The organism is Algoriphagus sediminis (assembly GCF_030403435.1).
GTDB classification, from domain to species: Bacteria; Bacteroidota; Bacteroidia; order Cytophagales; family Cyclobacteriaceae; genus Algoriphagus; species Algoriphagus sediminis.
The window spans coordinates 80,034-106,977 of record NZ_JAUEPH010000007.1 but is presented as its reverse complement, the minus strand read 5'-3'; the positions used below and the strand labels follow the sequence as shown (position 1 = coordinate 106,977).

The following is a 26,944-nucleotide window of genomic DNA, read 5'->3' as shown; positions in this document are numbered from 1 at the left end:
AATGAAAACTCTTTCTAAAATTTCCTGGGGAATAGTCGGAGTCGGCAATGTCTGCGAAGTGAAATCCGCTCCAGCCATGCAGCTCATACCTAACAGCCGCATTGAAGCGGTGATGAGAAGGAATACTGAAAAAGCTGAGGATTACGCAAAACGTCATGGAATAGCTAAATGGTATTCTGATGCAGATGCCTTAATCAATGACCCTAAAGTCAATAGCATTTACATTGCAACGCCTCCAAAATACCATTTGGAGATGACTTCAAAAGCCGCCAAAGCCGGCAAACCGGTTTATGTGGAAAAACCCATGGCTCGAAACTTTGGCGAATGCCGGAAAATGATTGAGGTCTGCAAAAAGCATGGTGTCCCTTTATTTGTGGCGTATTACCGTCGGGCTTTGCCTCATTTTGTGCGGATTAAGGAATTGCTGGATCAGGGAGAAATAGGAAGTGTCAGGACAGTTCATATCAATCTGAAGCAATCTCTGGAATCCACTCTGGTGGCTGATTCTGAAACCAACTGGCGGGTGATCCCTGAAATAGCTGGTGGTGGTTATTTCTATGATTTAGCGTCCCATCAGCTAGATTTATTGGACTTTTTCTTCGGCCCTATTCAGCATGCTTCAGGCTATTCTGCCAACCAGGCAGGAGAATACGAAGCTGAAGATATTGTGGTGGGCAACTTCGTTTTTGAAAATGGGGTTTTGGGGTCCGGAAACTGGTGCTTTACAACTGTGGAAGGAGCCGAAACGGATCAAATTCACATCATTGGACGTAAGGGCGAGATCAGGTTTGAGACTTTTGGGAAAGGAGAATTTGAAATTAGAAGGGAAGGAAAGAATTGGCATAAGGAGATTTATGCTTTGCCTAAGCATATTCAGCAACCTTTGATCGAAACGATAGTGTCAGAACTTCGAGGTGATGGCATCTGCCCAAGCAAAGGCGAATCAGCAGCTCGTGCCAATTGGGTCATGGATCAGGTGGCAAAACCTCCGGTCAGCTAGATTTCAGTGGGGTTTTCAGGGTTTGGCTGCGCCAAATAAAAATCTATGATCATTTTTTCTTCGTCCATCACTAGTTGCCTCAGGTAAATATCTTTTGACTTGTCATCCAGAAAAACCTGATCCAAATCGATTTTAATTTGAAGCTGATCCCTATCCCAAGAAATTCCGGGTTTATCTAACTTCAAGAATTTTTCCACAAAAAAATTTACCACCGTATTCATTTTATAGGCAAACGACACCTGCCTTGGCTTCACTTCGACAAGAAAAAGGAGCAGGCTGACTCCAGATGTCTTGAGCTTCAGTTGATTCTCCCCGAGAAATTCAATTCTTATTTTCTTTTTAGAAAAATTTCGAATCAAGTTTTCAAGTTCGCCCTGAGTGATGACTAAAAGCATGGTAAAAAGAAATTATTGATATGAACCAAGATTGTTTATTCTGCCTTTCAAGGCCATTAACTAAAAAAAGAAGCTGCGGTGGCTATCCCCTATTTTTTCATTAATTCCTCAAGGTCATTAAATATCTGGGTCTTGGGATTGATATCCCGATCAAAGACTAATGGATAATTCGTTCTACCCCTCACCGGCCAATTGTTCAACCAGCTCGCACCGTCGTGTATCCCCCAGAAAGTAACCCGACTGATTTTATCCGAATGCTTTTTATACACTTCAAAAATTTCCTTGTAACGTGCTGTAAGCTCCTGTTCCACACTTTTGGGAAGACCTTCAGAATACGGGTTGTACTCTTCTTGAAATTCGTAAGACTTGGCCAAATCGGCACCGATTGCCTCCCTTGGTCGTTTCAAAACATCCACATCCAATTCTGTAATCATCACCTTAAAACCGGCCTCATGAATCTCAACAATTCCCTTTTCAATTTCCGCAACTGAAGGCCTATCAAGCATATAATGACCTTGCATCCCGATCCCATCTATTCGCATCCCTTCAGCACGAAGCTCCTTGGCTAAAGCCAAAATGGCGGCTCTTTTCTTCGGGTTGAAAACGTTGTAATCATTATAATAGAGTTCTGCATCTGGATCTACTTCATTGGCCTTTCGGAAAGCTGTTTTGATAAAGTCTACCCCGGCTATTTCAAACCATTTCGATTTTCTGAATTCACCGTTGTCTTCAATCGCTTCGTTCACTACATCCCATCCTTGGATCTTTCCTCGATATCGCCCCACCACATTTTCGATGTGATCTTCTAAAGTCGCTAATAGTTGGGCTTTAGTTTTAGGAGTACCATCTTCTTGCTCAAAAACCCAATCCGGAACCTGCTGATGCCAGGCTAAAGTATGGCCGATGACGAATGCATCAAGCGATTCACCCAATTGAACATATTGATCTCCGAACTCGAAATCATAAAGATCAGGTTGAGGATGCACTCGCACCCACTTCAGCCCATTCTCAGGACTAATGCTTGAAAAGTGCTTCTGCAAAACCGGAAGTGCCCGACTTTCAGTACCATTTACTTCTCGATAATTCAAGGCAGCACCTATGTAAAAACTCTCCTCAAACAATCCCTTTAAAGAAGGGGAATCATCCTGATGAAATGAGAAAAGTAAAAATACGGGTACAACTAATAGCAAGAGACGTCTGACTGAATAGGGATTTTTCATCATTTCAATTTTAGAATAATTTAATTTTTTTCTCGAGAATGAGTCAGAATTCAAAGAAAGTTTCGTCTAGTCTTTAGCCCAAGGCCAAATCTTACTTAAATGGCCTCAATCCTAAAAATCAGACTTTTATTATTTTTTTATTAAAGGGATTTATTTTTTTATTTTATTTTAAATATTAACCCTGGATATTCTCTAATTAATTTACTTTAATCCAATTTTTTGGAATATTATTTTATTTTTTTAATCAATTGCAGAACTTTGGTCTGATTTTAGTCGTGTCTAATGCAACTACCGCATAGAACTTTGCATCTATAAGGTAAAGGAAAACCACCACCACATTTTCCACTACTAAACCAAACTATTATGAAAAGGCTCACTAAAAACAGCAGATGGTTTGTACCCTTACTGCTCACCCTGGTTTTCTTTGGCTTTGGCACTGAATCTAAAGCTAATCTAAATTTCAATCGAGGAATTTCTTTCGATGTCTTCTATTCCGAACTCCTACCTTATGGTGACTGGGTGAGGGATTCAAGACATGGATATGTCTGGCTTCCTGCAGTTGGCCCGGATTTTCACCCTTATGCCACAGAAGGGCACTGGGTAATGACGGAATTTGGAAATACCTGGGTATCCTACTATGACTGGGGCTGGGCGCCTTTTCACTACGGAAGATGGTACTATGATCAGTTCTACAGGAGCTGGGCATGGGTTCCCGGATATGAATGGGGCCCTGCATGGGTCAGTTGGAGGACTGGAGGCGGATATTACGGCTGGGCTCCTTTGAGACCTGGATTTTCCATCAATGTCTCCATCGGGCTTCCATTTTCCAGCTTTATCTTCCTGCCAAGGGCAAACTTATATGCTTATGATGTTTTCAGGTATTGCCCGCCAAGAAGAAATCGTGTGAGAATCTATAATCAGACTACCATCATAAACAATACGGTAGTTTATAATGATAATCGCTATATCGCAGGCCCTTCAAGAAGAGAGGTCCAAAGAGTTACGAGTAACCGCGTACCGACCTACAGAACTCAAAATAATGGAATCAGAGGTCGTCAGGTAGTTTCGCAGAATGGTAGACCACTGGCTAGAACAGAGTCTCGGATGGAAAGCAGAAGCTCCAGAACCCCCTCACAGAGAGGAATCAGTTCAAACTCTGCTCAAAATTCCAGGGCTCAAAATGAAGTAAGAAGAAGCACAAGTAGCAGGACCTCCGACCGAAATTCAGGTGTGAGAAGTTCAAGTCCTCAGCGAGATTTTGATGTGAAGCCTTACAATGGAAATCAAAGAAATACCGCGAGAAAAAGTACTTCGAGAACTGATGTTCAAAGACCAAGTGCTTCCAGACGTTCTGATAGTGGCAATAGAAACAGTGTAAGCACAAGATCAAACAGAGCAAATTCTAATGTGACTAGACCAAGTCAAAATCAGCGTGTCAGGGAAAGAAGTTCTGCCTCCAATAGGTCTTCTTCTCCAAAAGTGAATTCTCGGTCTTCGCAAAGCAGGTCCAGTGTCTCGAAGCCACAAAGAACTCAGCGTTCGAGTGTGGGCAGATCCTCTTCCAGAACAAGCTCTCCGAAAGTGAGTTCCAGCAGCTCAAGGAGCAGGACTTCCAGCCCAAAGGCAAAAACTTCTTCAAGGAACAGCAGCAGGGAAAGCAGTCGAACTTCTCGATCATCTTCCAGAGGTTCGGGACGAGGAAACTAATAACAAATCAAAAAGCATGGCTGAATTAGTCATGCTTTTTTCTTTTATTGAGTGACCTTAACCATCAACCAAGTCAATATGAAGAAGGTCATTCTCCTTATTTTTCTTTTAGCCTCATTTTTTGCTTCAGCTCAAGAAGTAGAAAACTTATTACCTCTCAAATACAGAAACATCGGCCCCTATCGAGGCGGACGTTCCGTGACTGCCACCGGGGTAGTCGATGATCCACTGACCTACTACTTTGGCACCACAGGAGGTGGAGTCTGGAAAACCAGTGATGCTGGACAGCACTGGGAAAATATCTCGGACGGTTACTTTGGTACAGGCTCGGTTGGTGCAGTAGCAGTCGCCGAAAGCAATCCAAATATCGTCTACGTTGGCATGGGAGAGCATGCCCCAAGAGGAGTGATGACCTCCTACGGTGATGGAGTTTATAAATCCACCGATGCGGGTAAAACCTGGAAAAAACTTGGCCTGGAAGAAACTCAGCACATCTCAAGGATTCAAATTCACCCCACTAATCCGGATATAGTTTACGTGGCTGCTCAAGGTGCACTTTTTGAGCCCAATGAAGAGCGTGGAGTATACAAGTCAACCGATGGTGGGGAGACTTGGGAAAAGGTTCTTTACCTGGATGCGAAGTCAGGAGCCGTGGAGCTTAGCATGGATATGAATACCCCTGAGGTTCTTTATGCCGCACTTTGGGAGCATCAAAGGAAACCCTGGCAAGTCATCTCCGGTGGCCCGGGATCGGGGCTTTATAAGACCACCGATGGTGGTGAAACCTGGAAAATGATTCATAATGGTTTGCCGGAAGCAAAAGGCAAAATGGCTGTATCCGTTTCACGAGCCAATTCCAATAAAGTGTATGCCCTTATAGAAAGTGATACCTATGCCGATACCGGAGGACTTTTTGTTTCAAACGATGCAGGGGAAAGCTGGACCTTAATCAATAAGGAAAACAGATTGACCCAACGAGCATGGTACTATATTGAGGTCTTCGCAGACCCTCAAAATGAAAACACCGTCATCGTTCAGAGTGCTCCCATGCTGAAGTCTATCGATGGAGGTAGAACTTTCGAAAGATTGGACGGTGCACACGGGGATTACCACGATGTTTGGTTTAATCCTAAAAACTCAAAAAATATCATTTTGGCAGATGATGGTGGAGGCTCCATTTCCTTTGACGGAGGAGAAACCTGGACCCCACAGAATAATATGCCCACCGCCCAATTCTATCGAATCAATACAGATAATCAGTTCCCTTACCGAATTTACGGTGGGCAGCAGGACAATTCCTCCGTGGTGATCTCCAGCATAGGAATAGGTCGGGGTGGAATTTCCCAAGAACATTGGAATCATGCTGCAGGTGGCGAATCAGCATTTTTAGCTTTTGATCCGGATGATCCTCGCTATGTGATGGGAGGAAGTTATTTAGGAACGGTTGAGCTTTTGGACATGAAGTCTGGAGGTTCTACTAAAGTCATGATTGATCCCATTCAATATCTGGGTAGGGATGCCAGTGATATGCGATATCGATATAACTGGAATGCTCCGATCATCTGGTCTCAGCATGAACCGGGAACCTTTTACCATGCTTCCCAATATGTGCAACGTTCCAGAGACGGTGGGATTTCCTGGGAGTTGGTCTCCCCGGACTTAACCAGAAATGAAAAGGAAAAACAAGGTAAGGGCGGAATTCCATATACGAATGAGGCGGTCGGGGCCGAGAATTACGGAACCATCTCATATCTCGCCGAGTCTCCACATGAAAAAGGTTTTATCTATGCCGGAAGTGACGATGGTTTAGTTCATCTGACTCGGGATGGTGGTGAGAACTGGGAAAACATCACCCCTGCAGGACTTGAGGAGTGCCTGATCAATGCCATAGAAGTTTCGCCGAATGACCCGGCCACTGTTTACATTGCCACGACCAGATATAAATTCAATGATTATACTCCTGGACTTTATAAAAGCACGGATTACGGAAAATCCTGGGAAAATATTTCAGGAGAGATTCCTGAAGATGCATTTACCAGAGTGGTCCGGGAAGACACAAGTGATCCAGATTTACTCTTTGCCGGAACGGAATTAGGGGTTTATTTCTCCCAGAATGGAGGTCAGAGCTGGAAACCCCTACAATTGAATTTACCCGTCACCCCTATCACTGATCTGAAAGTTGCCCATAATGATTTGGTAGTAGCTACCTCTGGAAGATCTTTTTGGATTCTGGATGATTTAAACTTGCTTAGAGAGTTGGATGATAATGATAAGAGTTTGAAGATTTTCACCCCAGATGATGCTATTCTGGCTCCATATTACAGTCCTATGTCCTCTAGCGATATTTCTGATTTTGATGGGACTGATCCTTTCGAAGGGGTGAATCCTGCCTTTGGTGCTGTAATCTACTACCAGTTACCAGAAGATTTCGACGATTCTACGGAAGTCAAATTGGAGATTAAAAATGGTGCTGGAAAAGTGATTCGCTCCTTTACCTCCAAAGAGGATAAGGATTTTCAGAGCTATGCAGGCGGTCCATCTCCAGAACCTATGCTAAGTAAAAAGCCCGGTTTGAATCGGTTTGTCTGGAACCTTAGTCATGATGGAATGCCTGGAATCCCTACAGCCTATATCGAAGCTGGCTATGGTGGGCATGGAGTGATCCCCGGAGACTATGAAGTCACCTTGATTACCGATGCCGGCGAAGTTTCGGCTACCGCCAAAGTCAATCCGAATCCTGACTTCGAGATTACCATGACCGAGTACCAGGAATACGATGAATTCATGAGTGCCCGGGAAGAAGAAATCCGTGTGATGCATGGCATGGTAAACCAAGCCAAAGCCTATCAGGATCAGCTTCAAACTCTTATGGGAAAACTGGATGACATGGAAGGGATGGCTGAATTAAAATCAGCAGGTGAAGAATTAATGGCTTCTTTAAAAGCCTGGGATGAAAAGATGGTACAGCGAAGAAGCAAGGCCTATGATGATGTAGAAAACTTCCCGAACAAGTTTACCGCGAATTACCTCTTTATGATTAATCAATCTAATAGCAGTATTCCAAAACTCACTGAGGGGTCCAAGAAACGCCATGCCGAACTTTGGGAGCAGTGGCTAGAATTGGAGAAAGAAGGAAAAGCCTTAATCGAAACCGAGGTACCGGCATTTAATAAAATGGCCAGTGAGATGGGGGTTGGTGTTTTGTTTGGGAAGTAGGTTTAATAGAATTGATCTTCAACTTAACTAGAGGCTTTCACTGGTTCTTCGAGAAGAATCGGTAAAAAAAAGCCAGCCTAGGAATAGAGATTAGTTCAATGGAAAGTTGCCCAAAGCTTTTTCCAATAGCCATAGTCAGGTTTAAAGCGTAGTTCCCCTGATGTGGCTTAGGCCACTTCGCCTAATACCACCAGTTTTTCCAAGTTTGGAGATTCAGAACCTCCTTTTGGTTCTATGGTAATGGCAAAAGCCCCCGCATCAGCTACTGCCTGCATTTGTTGTAAAGTGAATTTTTCACCGGGATCAACCAAACCTATCCCTATCGGCCCATCTTCTCCAATGGCCCAAAGCTGATAATCAAAGTCCGCGGAAAGGGAGTTCAAATTATTCACAGCCACAAATACCTCTTGAGCCTGTCTATCCCAAAAAACATCCACTTTGGCATCCGTTTGCATGGGCAGTGTCTCCCCAACCATTTCCACCCTTTGAAAATCTCCTGCCACAAGGCGATCAAGTCGTGAATTCGCTTCTTCATTTTGGAGCCGGACCTGATCCAGATTATCTGCCATCACTTGCTGATCCTGAAGAAGTGCGGTGAATCTCTGGTTTGTTTCATAGAATTTACTCGCATAATAAATCGCTGAAGCAAAAGACAGAATGGCCAAAAACGATGCTGCTACCGCAAAAGCTTTCCAAGGGAGAGTCTTTACCTTTCTATCTTCTTTTGGAGTAATAACGGCCTGTCCAGCCTCATTTTCATTGAAAAAGTCTTCCTCGAGCGTTTGGAAAATCTTGTCTTTAACCCCTTTCGATGGAGTACTACCAGTAAGTTCGTCTAGGGCAAACATTGTCTTTTCCAGCGAATCCAGTTCCTTTTGAATTTCCGGATGGGCCTTAGCCATAGCAATCACTTCCTCGCACTCACGCTCAGTAAGCTCCCCCAAAAGGAAAAGCTCCAGTTTGCCTGATTCGATATATTCTTGAATGTTCACGCTAGATTCGTTCAATGTTCTTTTTCAATACCTGGATTGCAGCTCTCACACGAGATTTTACCGTTCCTAATGGAATGTCAAACTCCTCAGAAATCTCCATATGGGTAAATCCCTTGAAGTAAATATACTCGATGACAAATTTTTGGTCTTCATTTAACAATTCCATCAGCTCTTTCACCCCGATACCTTCGACCTGATCCAAGGTACCATACCGGCCTTTCATACCAAATACGAAGTGATCGATGGTTTCGGTCTTAGTTGATTGAGAAATTTCTTTAGATCTTAATTTATCAATGGCCGAATTTCGGCAAATATTCACCATCCAGGTATACAAACGCCCTTTGGACTCGTCGTACTGATCGATTTTCCTGGTGATTTTGATAAACGCATCGTGAAATACTTCTTCACAAATATCCTCATCTGCTATCATTCTTCGGATTACCCCAAAAAGCGCCCTTGAGTACTTTTCATAAAGGTATTCTGTGGTCTTGCGATCCCTGGCCCTTAGCCCTTTTAAAATTTCTTCTTCCTGCAAAAACTGATAGATTGAAACGTCAATCTCTTAAAAATAAGAATGCCTACCAAATGTTTAAGGTTATCTGTTTTTGGGAATATTTTTTTAAGCTGGATAAGGACATTGGAGCCCAAAAATCAAAGTCAAAATCAGTTCGACTTTATTTTAATTCCCTTTAGAAGCTTTTTTCTCTTCCTTTTCGAGGTCTTTGAAATATTTTCTGAAAAGAAAATTGGAACGCATGGCTTCCATGTTTGTATTAAATTTCTCCGTGCTGGACTCCAGGTTAATAAGGGTTTGCATTAGAGTTGCCCGAAATAGTGAGTCTTCCATTATCAATCCGGCTGTTCCTTCTCCAGCTTTAACCCCATCTATAAGTTCGCTAATAGACTCTAGTACGGCCTCTGTCTCCATGGTGGTGGATTCTAGTCGGTCTAAACTCCTTTCCACTCTTGAAGTCAAGGTGGTATCACTGATAAGTCTTCCTGTCAATCCATCACCTTTCTCTATGTTTTCCAATAATTCCTTCCCTGCAGCAGCCATCTGATTGGCCTGGTCCCCTGCCCTTCTGAATGATCGAATCGCATCTTTCATCTCCACTAAAAGAAGTGTATCCGACAACGTATTCCACAGATTCTCATTTTGATTGAGTTTCTCAGTAATCTCAGATAGATTCATGAGTGTGTTCTGAAGATAGTCTCCAGTACTGTTCAATTGAAGAAGCATGTCTTCAGTACCAATTTGCTCCAAGGGAATCAAAACATCTCCCTCTTCAATCGGAGGTGCATCTCCCTCCTGAGGGTGAATTTGAAGAATTTTATTACCGATTAATCCATCTGTGTTAATGGTAGTTCTTGCATTTTTTAAAATAAAAGGAGTCATTTTTCTTCGAATCAATAAATCCACCTGAATCCTGGATTCATCAAGAACATTGATATCGCTGACTGTGCCAACATTCATTCCCTTGTAGAGGACATTATTTCCCGGAAGGAGTCCGTTCACATCCTCCATATCTACATACACGTGCATGGATGTTCCCAGAATATTCTGATTTCTTCCTATCATGTAGAGCGAAAAAACCAGAAATAGCAAGCCCGCCAGCACAAGTGCTCCAAGCTTTGTATTGGATATTTTTTTGTCCTTAGTCATAGTCCTTCGAAGAAATCCCGAACCTTGGGATCGTTGTTTTTGATTAGATTTTCGAATGTACCTTCAGCGTAATTCCTTCCTTCGATAAGCATGATTATCCGATTAGCTGTCATTTTTATACAGCTCATATCATGTGAAATAATAATAGAAGCCGTATTGTACTTTTTCTGAATCCGATTCATTAGCTCACTTATTTCCCTTCCGGTGATAGGATCCAAACCTGTAGTTGGCTCATCATAAAGTATGACTTTTGGCTGAAGAATGATCGTTCGTGCCAATGCTATTCTCTTTCGCATCCCCCCGGAAAGCTCGGAAGGCATCATATCAATAGTATGGGCCAAACCAACATCCTCCAAAGCTTCCTTCACAGCAGCCTCTGCTTTCGCCTCCCGTTCTTCTTTGCTCCAATGCCTACGGAGGGGAAACTCCAGATTTTCACGTATAGTCATCGAATCGTATAGGGCGTTACTTTGGAACAGGAATCCCACATCAGCTCTAAGAAGGTCCATTTCATCTTGATCTAAAAGGCTGATATCATGATTAAGAATGGTAATTTTTCCTGTATCAGGCTCAATCAAACGAATGACACATTTGATCAAAACCGACTTACCTGAACCTGACTTTCCCAAAATCACCAGATTTTCACCTTGCTTAAGGCTCAGGGAAAAATTCCTTAGCACATGATTTTCACCAAAGGATTTGTTCAGTTTATCGACTTCTATTATAGACTCAAAGCTTTCCATAGTATCAGGTAAAACCCAGCACATCGGCCACTTGAACCGCAATCAAATCCAAAATGAAAACTAAAAGTGAGGCTACAATAACCGCTGTAGTTGCGGATCTCCCAACTCCCTCTGTTCCCTTTTTTGAAGTATATCCCTTGTAGCATCCCACTATGCCTATGGCAAAGCCAAAGAAAATAGTCTTGACTATCGCTGGAACAAAATCTGCAAAAACCAAGGCCTTATAAGCCTGATACCAATAAAGCGCCCAGCTAACATCCCCTTTAAGATTCGCTCCCAAAAAACCTCCATAAAGAGAAATGGCTATGGCCAAACTGGAAAGAACCGGAACCATGATTGTTGAAGCCAAAACGCGGGTTACAACCAAGTATTTGAATGGATTGGTACCTGAAACTTCCATGGCATCTATTTGCTCAGTCACACGCATAGAGCCTAATTCCGCACCAATCCCTGAGCCAATCTTTCCCGCACAAATCAAAGCGGTAATCACCGGTGCAATCTCCCTTACCAATGAAACAGAAACCATCGAAGGAAGTAAGGCGTCAGCACCGAATTCCACCAAAGTAGGTCGTGATTGTATGGTCAAAACCAGTCCCATAATAAATGCGGTGATGCCTACTAGGGTAAAGGTTTTGTACCCAATGAAATAGCATTGATTGATAAACTCCTCCCATTCTTGCCTTGGCTTGGTCACTTCACGAAAAAACCTTCCCGTAAAGCGGGCTATCTCACCCACCTCCTGCAAAAAAGGTGTATTTAGAATGTTTTGCGATGCCATGACTTTTCAGTTTACACTAAAATCTTTCACTGCCCTCAGGCACAATTATACCGGAATCAGATTCATCTAGGTTAAAAATAACCTAATTCACAAAAAACCCTATCAACCCAAGGAAGAAGTGATTTCTATCATAAAATTTCTCTTATCAATCGAGCTTTAGAAAAGAAGGAGTTTTGATTAAGGCTTATCTTTGGTCTCGAACAAAATGGATTACTTATGAAAGCTAAACGCATTTTTTTCACCGGAGGCTCAGGCAAAGCAGGAAAGCATGTTATCCCTTACCTTTTGGACCGGGGTCACAGAGTAATGAATGTAGATCTCAAACCACTGGAACATCCAGGAGTGGACAACCTGATTGCAGACATCACAGATTCAGGTCAAATGTTCAATGCCATGAGTTCTTATGCAGGTTTCGATGAATTAGAGCCAGGTACGGGAGTGCCTAAATTTGATGCCGTGGTCCATTTTGCTGCCGTGGCGCGCATTCTTATCAATCCGGACAATGAAACTTTTCGAGTAAATACCATAGGCACTTATAACGTCATCGAAGCAGCGGTCAAACTTGGAATCAAAAAGATAATTATAGCCTCCTCTGAAACGACCTATGGGATTTGTTTCTCCGACGGCAAAACCGATCCTGACTATCTTCCCCTTGATGAGGAATATGATATAAACCCCATGGATAGCTACGGTCTCTCTAAAGTTGTCAATGAAAAAACGGCTCGTGCATTCCAGCGTCGTTCAGGCTTTGACATCTATGCCCTTCGAATAGGAAATGTCATCGAGCCTCATGAGTATCAGGAGCTTTTTCCATATTATTTCAAGCATCCAGAGGTGAGGCGCAGAAATGCCTTTTGCTACATTGACGCCAGGGATCTTGGACAAATCGTGGATTTATGCATTCAAAAAGATGGTCTTGGTTTCGAAGTTTTCAATGCTGGAAATGACCATAATGGAGCAATCATTCCGAGTAAGGAACTGGCAAAAACCTTTTTCCCGGGAGTGCCAATTAAGAGGGAATTAGAAAAACATGAAGCACTTTTTTCTAACAAAAAAATCAAGGAGATACTGGGATTTAAGGAGCAGCACAACTGGAGAAAGTATGTTAAATAAGAAGTCAGGTAGAATCCTCTTTTTCAATTTCCCTGATTACCTTTTGTCTTTGACCTCTTAGAAAATTTTGAAGAAGCTCTATTTCATAGCGGATACCAAAAGAGGAGGTGATCTTGGGAATTACTGGCATTATATGCTAGGTTATTTTTTACCCATTGTAACCTATCTCAGAAAAAACAAAGAAATAATTTCTTCCAAAGAATTGGTTTTTGATTCGTGCAATCCCTTGACCGATGCGATTCTGATGGAATATCTAGATGAACTAAAGGTCAGATACTCTTTTGAAAAATTGACAGAGAAGGGAATAGAGGTACCAAGAGCAGATTGGAAATCAGTCCGCGGGAAAATCCGAAGGCAATTATTGAAATTAGAGCTAGCCCTGAGAGGTGAGCACGCATCTATTTTTACTTATCATAAGTTCAGGGTAAAAGCTGATAAAATTTTGATTCCAAGGTGGGATAGATATCTCGATGAGTATGGCAGCTTTAGCAGCCCAGTCAAAAAAGACTTAAAAGGAACCATTTTGCATTTAAAACTCTGGGCAAAATCAGATCAATCGAGAGAAGAAATCATAGTTATAGAAAGGTCCAGGCCTCCATCAATACTCAAATCAACGGAAGGTAAAGAAGCCAGGTGGTTACCCAACTATGGAACTGAGAGAAGACAACTAAAAAATGGTGAAGAAATCAATGATTTTTTGAAGAGTCAAGGATATAATGCTCGAAGATTTTTTCCAGGAGATGAGTCTCTAAAATTACAAATTGATGTATTTTCTAAGGCAAAAGTTTTGATTGGGATTCGCGGTGCAGAACTATTGAATATGATTTGGATGCTACCTGAAGCGAAGGTGATTATGCAGGAAAGTGCTGATTTTAAAAATGAAGCTATTCAGATTAAGCTAGCTAACGCATTTGATCTAGAGCTAAAAATAATTCCCCATGATGGTCAAATATCGCCAAGTTTAAATCCCGAGCATATTTTAACTTATTTAATCAATGGATAGATTACCCGAAAATATACTTTCTGCCCAAACAGGTGACGAATTAATTCAATTCATAAATGAGACTAAGACCAAATCAAACTATGAATTAAAGGAAATAGCTTTGTCCGAACAAGAACAATGGTCTATTCTCCAAGGCGTGCTTTCCCATAAAAGTCGAGGCTTTTTTCAAGTGATGGGATTAAAAAATAGGATAAATCCATCAGATGAAAAGCTGATGCTCTATCAGCCCCAGAGTGCTCTTACAGGGCTAATTTTCTTTAAATCAGGTGATGAGATTTATACCCTTCTTCAAGCAAGAGTAGAACCAGGAAATTCAGGAATAATTCAGTTGGGCCCGACCATCCAGAGTACACCGGCCAATTATCTCCAGCTTCATGGAGGAAAGGCAACCGCTTATGTGGAAAATTTTACCAGCTTCTATCCTGGCTGTCACTTGATTTGGCATAGTATGCAGCATGACCTTGGAAGTAAGTATTATCAAAAAAGTAAGACCCATCACTATTTGCTCAGCACAGGTCCTATCGCTACAGAAGAAAATATGGTTTGGGCATCCTTGAGTTCTATTCAAGACGTGCTCCTTAAGGATAATTTACTCAATGCAGATCTAAGATCTCTTTTGGCAGTTTTTGATTGGGATGGTTTTTGGCAAAACGGAAACAACAGCTCTGTGAATATTACTGTTCCAGAAGGCGATTTATCGAAATTGAAAAAATATGAAATGACTCCACTCGAGGATTTAAAAAAATGGGAAGTTAATTCTCAAGGCGTAAAAGCATTAGAGGGGCAGGCTTCAAGTGTAGGGATGTTTCATTTTTCAGCCACAAATAGAGAGGTAAAAGCTTGGTCACAGCCCCTATACAAAGTTGAAGGCCAAGGGCTGGTTCAACTTCTTTACACTCAGGAATCCGGTGAACTGAATTTTTTGGTTCGATTTGATCATGAATGCGGAATTTCTACCCCAATAGCATTGTACCCTAGCTACCTTTCTACCCCCGAAGACCCGAACCCCGAATCTCCATTCCAAGTTGGAGAAACTAAATACGAGATTATCCAATGTGATGAGGGTGGGAGGTTCTTCAGAAATAACTCTACTTATCAGGTGATTCAGGTTGAAAAAAAAGTTCCCGACACTAAGGGCATTTGGATTACATCATTAGAATTAAGGGCATATCTCAACGCATCAAACATTTGTTCATTTCAGTTGAGATGTATCAGCTCCTTGGTTCTTCATTTACTTCATCCTTTGAGTTTTGATAAAAAATAGGGCAAGGCTTCCCGAATAAAATTTGGTGTAGTCCAAAATTCGTAACTTCGCGGCTTCATTTTGCTAAACCTATTCTAGCAATTCCAAATAATCTGGAATTGCTCAAACCTATTCCTATGAAAAAGTATCTAAACCTATTCGATTTTAGCCAAAAGGTAGATTATAAAACGGAGGTACTATCCGGTCTTACTGTGGCCATGGCATTGATCCCTGAAGCAGTTGCTTTTGCCTTCATCGCTGGTTTATCACCTCTTACTGGACTATATGCCGCCTTTATGATGGGGCTGGTGACATCCATCCTTGGAGGTCGACCTGGAATGATTTCAGGTGCTACTGGTGCAGTAGCCGTTGTAATCGTATCCCTTGCGGCTGATCATGGGGTAGAATACGTTTTTGCCGCAGTGGTACTGGCTGGTATTCTTCAGGTTACTGCAGGTGCCTTGAAACTTGGAAAGCTGATGAGATTGGTTCCACACCCAGTAATATTCGGTTTCGTCAACGGTCTGGCCATCATTATTTTCATGTCCCAGCTGGATCAATTTAAGGATGCAGCGGGAGATTGGCTCACCGGGAGCACATTATACATTCTCTTAGGCCTCGTCTTGCTGACCATGCTGATTATTTGGGGTTTGCCAAAGCTGACCAAAGTGGTCCCCTCCTCTCTGACTGCGATCCTGGTGATTTTCGCAGTGGTGAAGTTTTTGGGATTAGACACCAAAACTGTGGGCGACATGGCAAGTATTCAGGGCGGCTTTCCCCCTTTTCATTTACCAGCGGTTCCCTTAAATTTTGAAACCCTTCAAATCATATTTCCCTATGCCGCTATTGTGGCCGGAGTGGGCTTGATTGAGAGTCTTTTGACCTTGAATATTATTGACGAAATCACAGAAACACGAGGTAGAGGTAATAAGGAAGCTGTGGCTCAGGGAATTGCAAATATGCTTTCAGGTGTTTTTTCAGGAATGGGTGGATGTGCCATGATCGGGCAAAGCTTAATCAACATTTCTTCCGGAGCAAGAGCAAGGCTTTCAGGAATTGTGGCCTCGGTTATGCTATTGGTGTTTATCATGTTTGGAAGTAGTCTGATCGAACAGGTACCTATGGCAGCACTCACAGGTCTGATGATCATGGTGGCAATAGGAACCTTTGAGTGGGCCAGTTTAAGAACCTTCACCAAAATGCCGAAATCGGATGTATTCCTAATGGTATTGGTTACTTTGATCACTGCCGTTCTTCATAATTTAGCGGTGGCTGTTTTGGTCGGCGTGATTTTGGCGGCTCTATTTTTTGCTTGGGATAATGCCAAGCGAATCCGCGCGAGAAAATATGTGGATGAAAATGGCATCAAGCACTACGAAATGTATGGCCCACTTTTCTTTGGTTCTGTAACGGCCTTCGCCGAAAAATTTGATTTGCAGAACGATCCTGAGGAGGTAATTATCGATTTTGCGGAAAGTCGTGTAGTCGATATGTCGGCTATAGAGGCTCTAAACAAAATCACCGAACGCTACCTGAAGGTGGGTAAAAAGCTTCATTTAAAGCACCTTAGCCCAGACTGCCGCAAGCTCATCGCTAACGCTGATAAACTGGTGGATGTGAATGTTATTGAAGACCCCAACTATAAGCTGGTGGTGGATAAAATCTAAAATGAAAGGAAGATTCTATATTTAGGAAATTTAAATTCTCACTTTATGACTCGGATAATTGGTGTTCTTTTTATTTCCTCCCTTCTTTTTGCATGTGGCCAAAGCCAGAAATTGGAAGAAACCTCTGATTTGACTATATCTGCCAAAGCGAGTTACACCACTCCCTTGGGGAAAACCTTTGAGCTTTCCGAGCCTTCGGCAAAGCTTCTAGAACAATACGAAGAAGCCAAGTCAAACTATGAGTCGGATCCTCAAAACGTGGAAAATCTGATTTGGTACGGCAGAAGAGCAGCGTATTTAGGAAGATATGAGGAGGCTATAAATATTTATTCCGATGGCATTACCAAATTTCCAAAGGAGCCTAAACTTTATCGACACAGAGGACACAGGTTTATTAGCCTAAGGGAATATGATAAAGCCATAGCTGATTTGGAAAAAGCCGCTCAGCTGATTCAGGGGACAGAAAATGAAGTGGAGCCAGATGGTATGCCAAATGCCTTAAATATTCCTGTGAGTACTTTGCACGGAAATATTTATTACCATCTGGGATTGGCCTATTATCTTACTCATGACTATGAAAAGGCCTATGAGGCGTACCTCAAATGCAGGGAAAGTGGTTCTCGGTATGATAATATAGTTTCGAGCACTCACTGGCTTTTCATGATTCAGCAGCGCTTACATAACCCCTCCAAGGCCGACTCACTTTTGGCTCCAATTCATTCAGATAGCACTGTCATAGAAAATCAAAGCTATGCAGACCTTTGTGAGTTATACAAAGGTTGGATCCTCGTAGACTCCTTGCTTCAGGAAGGACCGGATGACCCTTCAAATCATGCGGTTCGGTATGGCGTGGCGAATTGGTTTTTATATAATGGCGATACCTCCAGGGCTAGGGATTTAATGTGGAAAATGATAGATGCTTCTTCCTTCACTTCCTTTGGATATTTAGCAGCCGAAAGTGATTTGATTGAGTATTTCGAAGCAAAAAAATAAAGCTTATTCCACAAGGGTAAAGACCATCTGACGGAATTTCCAGCCAGTTTGGTCACCATTTCCAGCACCACTGGTTTGCTTAAAAATCAAACCAATTAAGTTTTCATTTGGGTCTGCGAAATACTGGGTATTGAAATATCCACCCCAGTCGAAAGTCCCCAAACCTCCAATTCCTCCAATCGCTACTCCCTTTTGATCCACAAGCCCAAAGGCCAAGCCATATTCTTTTCCTCCATCACCAAGCAAGTCGCCTACCTGATTTGACATGATGGTCTCTATGGTGGTGGGACTTAGGATCCTTACTCCATTTAGTTCACCTCCGTTTAAATACATTTGTAGAAATTTAGCATAATCTGCTGTGGTGCTGGAAAGTCCTGCACCTCCAGAAAAGAAGGCTTTAGCACCAGTTTTGGGATAATCCGGATCATAAAACGTGACAGGGTAAGGTTTCCAGCTTTCCTCTAAAAAATTGTGAACAGTGACCAGTCTCTCTCCCTGAGATTCATTTAAATAAAATCGGGTATCATCCATTCCCAAAGGATCAAAAATCCTTTCTTCTAAAAACTCATCAAATGGCTTACCCGAAATAACCTCAATAAAGTATCCCAACACATCCAGACCTTCACTGTATGTAAATTTCTCTTCTGGCTCATGATGCAAGGGTAATTCTGCCAACCTCATTACGCTTTCCTTAATAGTAACATCCTGAGTAGTAAACAGATCTACCACTCCTGCTTTTTGGTAAATCTTCTTCATACGTATATCACCATCAATCACTCCATATCCTAGGCCCGAAGTATGGGTAAGTAAATGTCGGATGGTGATCTCGCTTTCACTTTCAACCGAGGTGAAAGAGCTATCAGAATCATCAAATTCTTGAAGTATGGTCGGGTTTTCAAATTCTGGAATGTATTTGGAAATAGGATCGTCAAGTCTAAAATGCCCCTCTTCCCAAAGAATCATAACAGCGGTGGAAGTGATCGCCTTGGTCTGAGATGCTATTCTAAAAATAGAATTCTTACTCATTTCAGTCCTTGAATTCACATCAGAAAATCCTTTTGCTTCGTGATATACTACCTCGCCATCTTTGACCACCATCGCAACGAGTCCAGGTACTTGTTGCTCCTCTATCGCTTGATTTAACATTGCGTCAAGTTTTTGCAACCTGGACTGATTAACCTGAGCTGATACTACTAAAATGGTCAGCAGCAAGGAACATAGAGTTAGAAATAACTTTCTCATCATTTGGGAACTTAGTTTCCTCAAATTAGAAATAATCAATGCATAAAAAAAGGCCGGCAAAAGCCGGCCTTAAATTTCCTCCCAAAGGAAATTATGGTGTCACCTCGAAGTAATATTCAGTTCCATCAGGGAATGTTCCCAGAACAACAATCTCTTCATCTTCAAGATCTGACAGTTCTTCAATTAACTGTTCAGGAGAAGTTATTCTAATTCTTCCATTTTCACTAATGATAGAAGTAATCACAAACCCTACTCTTGCTCCCGCTCTTCTCCATTCCGGATTGGTAACCGAATCAATGATGGCTCCACCTTGTAAATCCAACGCTTCTTTGAGGTCCTCATCGATATCCTCGAAGGTCACACCGGCAAATTCAAATACTTGTGGTTGCTCTTTAATCACTATTTTAGTATCTCCATCGAAGTTTTTCAAAGTAGCTTTAGCCGACATTTTTTCACCATCTCTGATGAAATCCACTTCAACCTGATCACCAGGTCTTTTCCTAGCTACCATTTCTTGAAGAGTTGCAACATTTAGGGTTTCACGACCATCGATACCGATAATCACATCACCTTCTTGGAGGCCAGCTTCAGCTCCTCCACTTCCTTCATTTACTCCTGCCACGTACACACCCTGATCAACAGAAAGGTCAAGATCTAAAGCTTCCTGAAGCTCTGGACTTACATTATTAATCCGAACGCCTAATAATCCTCTCTGCACGGTTCCATATTCCATCAGATCGTCCATTACTTTTTTCACCAAAGTACTCGGCACTGCAAATGAATAGCCACTGAAAGTACCTGTTCGGGTAGCAATGGCTGTATTTATTCCAATAAGTTCACCTGAAAGATTTACTAAAGCTCCTCCGGAATTTCCTGGATTAACCACGGCATCAGTTTGAAGAAAGGACTCAATTTGCAAGTCATTTTCTACACCTCTTAGGATCCCAATGTTTCTGGCTTTTGCTGAAATAATCCCTGCAGTTACTGTAGAATTCAGATTAAAAGGGTTACCCACTGCAAGGACCCACTCACCAATTTGAGTTTCATCTGAATCACCGAACCTCACATAAGGCAATCCAGTATCTTCTATTTTCAACAATGCTAAATCTGTGGTCGGATCAGTTCCAACTATAGTAGCTATGTATCGCTTATTATTTTCAAGCGATACGGTTACCTCATTTGCACCTTCCACCACATGATTGTTAGTGACGATATAACCATCCGCAGAGATGATCACACCAGAGCCTGAGCTAATCCCTTGAGGTGGCATACCCTCTTCTTGATCTTCCAAATCTCTGGGGGGCATCCCGAAAAATCTTTCAAGTTCAGATCTACCTCGTCTGTTATAGTTCACTTTACTATTAACATAGACCACGGCAGGAGTTACTACTTCTGCAGATGCCACGAAGTTAATTCCGTCTGGTATGGTGAAATCCTTATCAGAAAGCAGGTTTACAAAACTGGCCTGCTGCTTCTCATCAAAGGTTTGACCGCTTTCCGGCTGAACGAAAAACCTCAGTCCAGCTAACACAACCAAACCTCCCATTAAGGAGGCCAAAATCATCCCAAAGAAGAATTGTCTCTTATTCATAGGTTTTAATTTTTTTTCAGTAACAACGTATATTAAAGCGAACCGATCAGAAATAGGTTTTTCATAATTTGAAAAATCCTTCAAATTAACATCAATTAACCGCTTTTGAAGGTGTCATGAATTTAACAAAAAAAGAAAAGAGTGGGTTACCCCACTCTTCAAATTATTTCACCTCAATTACAGATTTCTGAATTTTCTTTTCCTCTTTAGGAATTAAAATCTTCAAAATTCCATCCTGATAACTGGCAGAAATATTTTCGGAAGTCGCATCATCCGGAAGCTGGAAAGTTTTCTGGAACTTACCGTATTGACTTTGAATTCTGTGGAAATTCTTCCCTTCCGTTTTCTCTTCTCTTCTTCTTTCTCCTGAGATAGTTAGGCTACCATCTGTGAGATCGACTTTGAAATCTTCCTTCTTGGCACCTGGAATGGAAAGCTCTATTTCATAGGATTTCTCATCCTCAGCAATGTCCACTGCAGGATTAAATTGTCCTTCACCGTTTGGAAATGAATCATTAAAAAACTGATCGATCATGTTATAAAACGTATCAGTTTTTGGACTGTTTAATTGATTATATCTTACAAGTTTCATGGTTTGAATTTTTTAATGGTTGAACACGGAAACCAATATGTAAATTCTGTTCCAACCCATTTTATCGGACATTCTGTCTTTTTTTACTTAAAATCACAGCTTAATTCAGACATTTTGACCGGTTATTTTATTCAAGCCTTTTCTAATGTCATATTCGAAACTCAATCATGATATTGTCAATTTGCATTATAAAGAGATTGGTGACATCTTAAATAAATTTATCCACACCCGATGCGTCTTCAAAAGCAAATCGTTTCTCTCATCTTCTCATTTTTCCTCATTACTCAAGCTCAAGCTCAAGCTCAAGAGACAGGAGATACGACTGGTATTTTCAGTCAAGTGGATTCCACTATAATTGAAAACCAAGAAATTGGGACTAACCAAGCCATTGATACTCTTTTCGTTCGTAAGCAGGACACAAGACAAAACATTCCGAAAATTGGGCTTTTACTTAATCAGATCGTAACCAAATCGAAGAAATATGCCATTGAATTAGGCAATGTGAATTTGCTTCTAAAAGCAAAGCCTGACTTTTCTGAGATGGATGACAGAATACCTGTTTTAAAAAATACGATGACCGAATTAGCCGAAGTCGTGATTGAGTATGAAGAGAAAGGAAACAATCGTTTCATTAATGGTATTGAAAATTTTTTGAATTTAATTGAAGAGGAGCAGCAGAATTTTGAAGATAGGATTTCGAAAAGAGTGGATGACCTGGTAGAAGCTGGCGACAAGTTGGATAAGATAAGGCAAGACACCATAATTAGTTTGACCTTAAAAAATAGCGAGACCTTACCTGAAATCGATAGAGAGTTGAGATCCATTCAAAACAAGTTGCGGAGTTTAGATAGCTTATTAATTACCCAGGAATTAGAAATAGCCTCGTATCAGTCCAGAGTTTCAGATTTAAGTATTCAATTATTAGGATTAAGAGAATCAGTAAATCAAAGCGAAAGAAATATTCAGAGGCGATCGTGGAAAAAAGAAATTAATTATATCTGGGAAGCACCATCTTATGAGATAGAAGATTCTTTTCTAACAAATTTCATTAAATCCGTGCCAATAAATGGCTCTGTTTTAATCAGGTTCGTAGAAAAAAAATCTTTGTTTTTAACCTCATCTCTGTTAGTAGTTTGCTTAATATACTTTTTCTCGAAAAGGGCCATTAAAAATGTGATAGCACGAAAAGAATTCGCAGAGCAAATTTTAGAAAGGATTAAATTGATTCAAAATCAGTTGTTTATTTCTTGTATTATAATCACCATACCCTTCATTTTTACATTTATAGAAAACCCCACTATTGTATTCAGTAGTCTATTATCCCTGGTTTTTGTCACCCTTTCCGGTTGGATTGCCTATCAGAGATTTCCAAAAAAAGTATTTTGGCTTTTAGCCATTTTTTACCCGGTCTATTTGGTGGCACCTACATTCGGTCTTGCCTGGGGGATGAATTTTGACGAAAGGTATTTTGATTTATTTGTTTCAGCCTCAGGAATTACCCTTGCCATTCTTATGTATAAAGAAACGGATAGGCATTTATTTGTTGGATCCAGGGTACTGAAAGCCCTTTCTGTTTTTCTATTAACCTTCGCCTTATTTTCTTTTGGTGTAAACATCTTTGGAAGGCCAACCTTAGCAAAAACATTCAGTATTTTAGGAGTTAGCAATTTCTACAGGGGTATAGGCCTTTATTTATTTGTTCAGGTTTTCCTAAAATTTGTTTACATCTGGCTTGAATCATCCAAAAAAGAAGATGATGTGCTCACTTCTTACTTTGATTTTCAGGAGATACAAAATAGGGTCGAAAAAGTGATAAGTATTTTTGCCATTGTTTTATGGTTTTATGCACTTACGGTATACCTTGGCTGGTTCTCAACCATTGGGAATTCACTAGTCAGTTTCCTCACTCAACCCAGGACACTAGGAAACCTTGAATATGAATTTTCGACCATTCTTCTGTTTATTATTATCCTTATGGTAAGCTTTTTTCTGGCTAATAATATCGCCTATTTCGCATCTGTATTTGATCAAAAAACAGGTAGTTCAAGGAACAAAAGATTAGGGAGCTCTATTCTTCTTATCAGACTTGCCATCATCACCATAGGTTTCTTTATTGCTATGGCAGTTGCTAAGATTCCTCTTGATAAGATAACCATCGTTCTAGGTGCTTTATCCGTAGGTATTGGCTTTGGTTTACAAACAATCATAAATAACCTTGTGTCAGGTATCATCCTGGCCTTCGAGAGACCTGTACAAATTGGAGATAACATTCAGGTAGGTCAATTGGTGGGAATTGTACAGGAAGTGGGAATTCGAGCGAGCAAAATCCGAGCTTATGACGGTTCTGAGATTATTTTACCGAATGGAGACCTGCTATCGCAAAGCCTTATTAATTGGACTCTTTCAGATAAACGTAGAAGAATTGAATTGATTATTGGGGTAGCCTATGGTTCAGATATGCCAACGGTACAAAAAGTACTAGAGGAAGTCCTAAAGAGGGATTTAATTCTTAAAGATCCGCCAGCAAAAGTCTTCATGCAGGAGTTTGGGGACAACTCCGTGAATTTCCGCCTACTTTTCTGGGTCGGTAATATGGATATATGGCTGGATCTTCGATCTGAAGTTATGAATGATATTTTCAAAGCATTCAAGGAGAACAATATCGAAATTCCATTCCCACAAAGAGATCTTTATCTAAAGTCCGTTCCTGGTAATTTGGATAATGTAATTCAAGCCCTTGAAGTCAAAGAGGCGATTTTAGCTCCAAAAGACATTAAGGATTCCTCCACAGAGGAGAGCACTTCTGAAGATGAAAAGGATCAAAAAGACAATAAAAAATCCTCCGAAGAATAACTTCGGAGGATTTGTACTAGAACTTCAAAACTGCTTTATGCTTTTTTGACGTTGACGGCGTTTAAACCTTTTTTGCCATCTTTGACGTCGTAAGTTACTTTGTCGTTTTGGCCGATCTGATCAACTAGTCCGGTAGCGTGAACAAATACATCGCTTTGTGACTCGTCGTCTACGATGAATCCGAAGCCTTTAGCCTCGTTATAAAATTTTACTGTTCCGGTAGACATAATGAATTAAAATAAATTGTAATTAAATAGGCCATAAAAGTAAATATTTGAACAATAGAAACAAAATTATCTTTTCTTTTCTCTTAAATGAAGAAACTTATTTTGGTACGTCACGGCAAATCTTCCTGGAAGGATTTTTCCCTAGCTGATCATGACCGCCCACTTGCCGGTCGAGGTAAAAGAGATGCTCCAGAGATGGCAAAACGATTAAAAAAGAGAGGTATATCGCCTGACTTTTTTCTTTCCTCTACCGCCCTACGGGCAAAGCATACCGCGGAGATTTTAGCAAATGGGCTTGACTTCCCTCTTGAAAAAATCGTAACCACCAGAAACCTGTATCATGCTAGCTCAGACGGTATCTTAAAAGAGATCCAAAAAGTAAATCCTCAGATTGAAACGCTTCTCGTATTTGGTCACAATCCTGGATTCAATGACTTTGTAGAAGACTTTGGTTATGACATCGGAAACTTGCCTACGTCCGGTCAATTTTGCCTAAAAGCAGATATTGATAGTTGGAGTGAATTAAGACCTAACAATGCAATCGCAGAGTTTTTCGACTACCCAAAAAAAGAATTTAAACTTTAAAACTTGCGGATGTCCTGAACTACTTCTCGGAATTCATCCCCATGGTCGAGCATATACTTTATTTTTTTTGCTGCCGCTTCTGGACTCACGAGACTGCCTGACTCCTTCAATTTCACAAAGTTTGGATGCTTTGGAAAATCCTCTGGATTAGTATCCCTCAGGTTATCCTGCATTGGAGTGTCTACTACTCCGGGCGCCACACTAAACACACGAGTTTGAGAATCCACTTCCATAGCCAGAATCTCACTTTGCATAGCTAATGCAGCTTTGCTCGTGCAATAACCTGAAAGTCCATACTCCGCCCTGTAAGCCAAACCTGAGCTGATATTGCAGATCGTTTTCTGGATGGATGGTTTAGAAAACTTCCTCAAAAATGCTCCAATAAGGATGCTCGGAGAAATGAAATTAATATTCTGAACCTTTATGAGATTGGCAGGATCAATCTTAGATAATGGCTTGATTTCACCTATCCAAGCGGCATTATTAATCAAATATGCCTCGGTGAACGTGTCATCAGGGAAAATTGACTCCAGATTGTTTCTAACAGCATCCAGGTCCGATAGATCCAACGAAATCTCCCTCAAGCGATCATTTTTGATGCCCGAACTTTTCCGTGAAATTCCTATCACCTCAAAGTCAGGGTCTTCAAGGAAAAGCTTCACAATCGCCTTCCCCAGACCCTGACTATGACCGGTGATAATTAGAAGTTTATTCATTAAAGAATGTATTGAGATAAATCTCTGTTTTTAACCAAGGTCGATAATCTTTCCTGAACCATTTCTTTGGTGATCATGATCTTTGAGTTTGCCTCAATGGTATCCGGTACGTCAAATAAGAAATCATTTAAAAGATGGCTCATGACCGTATGAAGCCTTCTCGCACCAATATTCTCTACCTCCTGATTGATTAAATAAGCCAATCTCGCTATTTCATCTATTGCCTCCTCATTGAACTCGAGTGACACATCCTCTACTTCGAAAAGTGCCTGATACTGTTTAGTTAGTGCATTCTTTGGTTCCCTAAGAATCCTGGCAAAATCCTCCTGAGTCAAGCTTTGAAGCTCCACACGGATCGGGAATCTACCCTGAAGTTCAGGAATTAAATCGGATGGTTTTGCTACGTGAAATGCTCCTGCCGCAATGAAAAGAATGTGATCTGTATTTACCACACCATACTTGGTATTCACTGCAGAACCCTCCACTATTGGAAGTAAATCTCTCTGAACCCCCTCACGGCTCACATCTGGCCCACTACCACCTTTTCCTGATTTTGATGCGATTTTATCAATCTCATCAATGAAAATAATACCATTGTTCTCAGCAAGTTTTACGGCTTCTTCCTTTACTTCATCAAAGTCAATAAGCTTGGACATTTCTTCTTCCAAAAGAATCTTCCTGGCCTCAGAAATTGGGATTTTTCTTTTCTTGGTACGCTTAGGCATCATGTTGGAAATCATATCTTGAAGACCTTGCATACTTGCCTCATCCATCATTCCATTCCCAATCATGCCCATCCCTGCTGGTGCTGAAGCTTTTACACTCACTTCGATTTTACGATCATCCAATTCACCTTTTTTAAGTTTCTCCCGGAATCGCTCTCTTGTTCTTTCATTCAGCTCTTCATCATTGGTCGGCGTTTCGTCTCCTATCTCTACGGTGGCGTTTGTACGCCTGAATCCTGCACCTTTCACTGGTGGGATTAAAATATCAAGGATCGCCTCTTCCACCGAATGCTCTGCCTTCTCTTTTACTTCTTCATTCTTTACCTCCCGAACTAATGCTATGGCTTGCTCCGCTAGGTCTCGCACCATACTTTCCACATCTCTACCTACATACCCTACCTCGGTGAATTTAGAGGCTTCAACTTTCGTGAATGGAGCATTAGCGACTTTGGCAAGCCTTCTAGCTATTTCCGTTTTACCTACACCAGTGCTACCAATCATAAGAATATTGTTTGGCACAATGTCCTTTTGGATTTCGGAAGTCACCAAGAGACGTCGAATTCGATTTCTTAAGGCAATCGCCACATTTCTTTTAGCATCCTTCTGACCGATGATATATTTATCAAGCTCAAATACGATCTGACGCGGTGTTAATGATAATTCCTTACTCATATCTTTAG

The 26,944-nt window shown here is 41.2% G+C and carries 23 protein-coding genes; 10 read left to right on the top strand and 13 right to left on the bottom strand.

Annotated elements, in window-relative coordinates; genetic code table 11:
• Position 1: 1 nt before the first annotated feature.
• Positions 2-1,000, top strand: coding sequence for a Gfo/Idh/MocA family protein (locus QVH07_RS15605; protein WP_290002207.1), 999 nt, complete (start codon positions 2-4; stop codon positions 998-1,000).
• Here QVH07_RS15605 and QVH07_RS15600 read toward each other — a convergent pair.
• A complete protein-coding gene (locus QVH07_RS15600; protein ID WP_290002206.1) occupies positions 997-1,395 on the bottom strand; it encodes a hypothetical protein in 399 nt (132 codons plus the stop codon). The two genes, QVH07_RS15605 and QVH07_RS15600, sit on opposite strands and share 4 nt — an antisense overlap.
• An 89-nt stretch (positions 1,396-1,484) precedes the next feature.
• The gene (locus QVH07_RS15595) at positions 1,485-2,615 is read right to left on the bottom strand and encodes an endo-1,4-beta-xylanase (RefSeq protein ID WP_290002205.1); all 1,131 of its coding nucleotides are present in this window, start codon (positions 2,613-2,615) and stop codon (positions 1,485-1,487) included.
• A gap of 363 nt (positions 2,616-2,978) precedes the next feature.
• On the opposite strand from QVH07_RS15595, the gene QVH07_RS15590 reads away from it, so the two are divergent.
• On the top strand, positions 2,979-4,322 hold the full coding sequence (locus tag QVH07_RS15590; protein ID WP_290002203.1) for a DUF6600 domain-containing protein: 1,344 nt from the start codon (positions 2,979-2,981) through the stop codon (positions 4,320-4,322).
• A 78-nt stretch (positions 4,323-4,400) separates the two neighbouring features.
• Positions 4,401-7,538, top strand: a complete 3,138-nt coding sequence (locus QVH07_RS15585; protein ID WP_290002200.1) for a WD40/YVTN/BNR-like repeat-containing protein — start codon at positions 4,401-4,403, stop codon at positions 7,536-7,538.
• 167 nt (positions 7,539-7,705) lie between these two features.
• On the opposite strand, the gene QVH07_RS15580 is transcribed toward QVH07_RS15585, so the two are convergent.
• The 5 genes from QVH07_RS15580 to QVH07_RS15560 form a co-directional block, all read right to left on the bottom strand.
• Complete coding sequence (locus QVH07_RS15580; protein WP_290002198.1) at positions 7,706-8,530, bottom strand: anti-sigma factor; 825 nt, start codon at positions 8,528-8,530, stop codon at positions 7,706-7,708.
• Position 8,531: 1 nt separating this feature from the next.
• A complete protein-coding gene (locus QVH07_RS15575; RefSeq protein WP_290002197.1) occupies positions 8,532-9,065 on the bottom strand; it encodes an RNA polymerase sigma factor in 534 nt (177 codons plus the stop codon).
• A 144-nt stretch (positions 9,066-9,209) separates the two neighbouring features.
• The gene (locus QVH07_RS15570) at positions 9,210-10,193 is read right to left on the bottom strand and encodes an MlaD family protein (RefSeq protein WP_290002195.1); all 984 of its coding nucleotides are present in this window, start codon (positions 10,191-10,193) and stop codon (positions 9,210-9,212) included.
• Complete coding sequence (locus QVH07_RS15565) at positions 10,190-10,936, bottom strand: ABC transporter ATP-binding protein (RefSeq protein WP_290002193.1); 747 nt, start codon at positions 10,934-10,936, stop codon at positions 10,190-10,192. The genes QVH07_RS15570 and QVH07_RS15565 overlap by 4 nt, the downstream gene beginning before the upstream one ends.
• A 4-nt stretch (positions 10,937-10,940) precedes the next feature.
• Positions 10,941-11,714 carry an MlaE family ABC transporter permease gene (locus QVH07_RS15560; protein ID WP_290002191.1) on the bottom strand — a complete coding sequence of 258 codons (774 nt, stop codon included), beginning with the start codon at positions 11,712-11,714 and terminating at the stop codon, positions 10,941-10,943.
• Positions 11,715-11,930: 216 nt separating this feature from the next.
• Between QVH07_RS15560 and QVH07_RS15555 the strand changes: the two genes are divergently transcribed.
• From QVH07_RS15555 to QVH07_RS15535, 5 genes are all read left to right on the top strand, one after another.
• Positions 11,931-12,827, top strand: a complete 897-nt coding sequence (locus QVH07_RS15555; protein WP_290002188.1) for an NAD-dependent epimerase/dehydratase family protein — start codon at positions 11,931-11,933, stop codon at positions 12,825-12,827.
• A gap of 67 nt (positions 12,828-12,894) precedes the next feature.
• Positions 12,895-13,830 carry a glycosyltransferase 61 family protein gene (locus QVH07_RS15550; RefSeq protein ID WP_290002186.1) on the top strand — a complete coding sequence of 312 codons (936 nt, stop codon included), beginning with the start codon at positions 12,895-12,897 and terminating at the stop codon, positions 13,828-13,830.
• On the top strand, positions 13,823-15,094 hold the full coding sequence (locus QVH07_RS15545; RefSeq protein WP_290002185.1) for an NDP-hexose 2,3-dehydratase family protein: 1,272 nt from the start codon (positions 13,823-13,825) through the stop codon (positions 15,092-15,094). Before QVH07_RS15550 ends, QVH07_RS15545 begins: the two co-directional genes overlap by 8 nt.
• 116 nt (positions 15,095-15,210) lie before the next feature.
• Positions 15,211-16,740 carry a SulP family inorganic anion transporter gene (locus tag QVH07_RS15540; RefSeq protein ID WP_290002183.1) on the top strand — a complete coding sequence of 510 codons (1,530 nt, stop codon included), beginning with the start codon at positions 15,211-15,213 and terminating at the stop codon, positions 16,738-16,740.
• Between the two features lie 45 nt (positions 16,741-16,785).
• Positions 16,786-17,733 carry a tetratricopeptide repeat protein gene (locus QVH07_RS15535; RefSeq protein ID WP_290002181.1) on the top strand — a complete coding sequence of 316 codons (948 nt, stop codon included), beginning with the start codon at positions 16,786-16,788 and terminating at the stop codon, positions 17,731-17,733.
• A gap of 3 nt (positions 17,734-17,736) precedes the next feature.
• On the opposite strand, the gene QVH07_RS15530 is transcribed toward QVH07_RS15535, so the two are convergent.
• The 3 genes from QVH07_RS15530 to QVH07_RS15520 form a co-directional block, all read right to left on the bottom strand.
• Entirely contained in the window at positions 17,737-18,879 is a 1,143-nt protein-coding gene (locus tag QVH07_RS15530) for a serine hydrolase domain-containing protein (RefSeq protein WP_353890995.1), read from the bottom strand.
• A 187-nt stretch (positions 18,880-19,066) separates the two neighbouring features.
• Positions 19,067-20,566 carry a S1C family serine protease gene (locus tag QVH07_RS15525; protein WP_290002176.1) on the bottom strand — a complete coding sequence of 500 codons (1,500 nt, stop codon included), beginning with the start codon at positions 20,564-20,566 and terminating at the stop codon, positions 19,067-19,069.
• 163 nt (positions 20,567-20,729) lie between these two features.
• Positions 20,730-21,158: an Hsp20/alpha crystallin family protein gene (locus QVH07_RS15520; RefSeq protein WP_290002175.1), complete on the bottom strand. Its 429-nt coding sequence runs from the start codon at positions 21,156-21,158 to the stop codon at positions 20,730-20,732.
• 231 nt (positions 21,159-21,389) lie between these two features.
• On the opposite strand from QVH07_RS15520, the gene QVH07_RS15515 reads away from it, so the two are divergent.
• Positions 21,390-24,011: a mechanosensitive ion channel family protein gene (locus QVH07_RS15515; RefSeq protein WP_290002172.1), complete on the top strand. Its 2,622-nt coding sequence runs from the start codon at positions 21,390-21,392 to the stop codon at positions 24,009-24,011.
• Positions 24,012-24,046: 35 nt separating this feature from the next.
• On the opposite strand, the gene QVH07_RS15510 is transcribed toward QVH07_RS15515, so the two are convergent.
• Positions 24,047-24,238, bottom strand: a complete 192-nt coding sequence (locus QVH07_RS15510) for a cold-shock protein (RefSeq protein WP_290002170.1) — start codon at positions 24,236-24,238, stop codon at positions 24,047-24,049.
• Positions 24,239-24,325: 87 nt separating this feature from the next.
• Here QVH07_RS15510 and QVH07_RS15505 point away from each other — a divergent pair, with 87 nt between their 5' ends.
• Positions 24,326-24,823, top strand: coding sequence for a SixA phosphatase family protein (locus QVH07_RS15505; protein WP_290002167.1), 498 nt, complete (start codon positions 24,326-24,328; stop codon positions 24,821-24,823).
• On the opposite strand, the gene QVH07_RS15500 is transcribed toward QVH07_RS15505, so the two are convergent.
• Together QVH07_RS15500 and hslU are read right to left on the bottom strand one after the other, a co-directional pair.
• Positions 24,820-25,539 (bottom strand): SDR family NAD(P)-dependent oxidoreductase, encoded by a 720-nt coding sequence (locus QVH07_RS15500; protein ID WP_290002165.1) that lies wholly within the window; start codon positions 25,537-25,539, stop codon positions 24,820-24,822. The genes QVH07_RS15505 and QVH07_RS15500 overlap by 4 nt on opposite strands.
• The gene (gene hslU, locus QVH07_RS15495) at positions 25,539-26,936 is read right to left on the bottom strand and encodes an ATP-dependent protease ATPase subunit HslU (RefSeq protein ID WP_290002164.1); all 1,398 of its coding nucleotides are present in this window, start codon (positions 26,934-26,936) and stop codon (positions 25,539-25,541) included. The genes QVH07_RS15500 and hslU overlap by 1 nt, the downstream gene beginning before the upstream one ends.
• Positions 26,937-26,944: the final 8 nt, after the last annotated feature.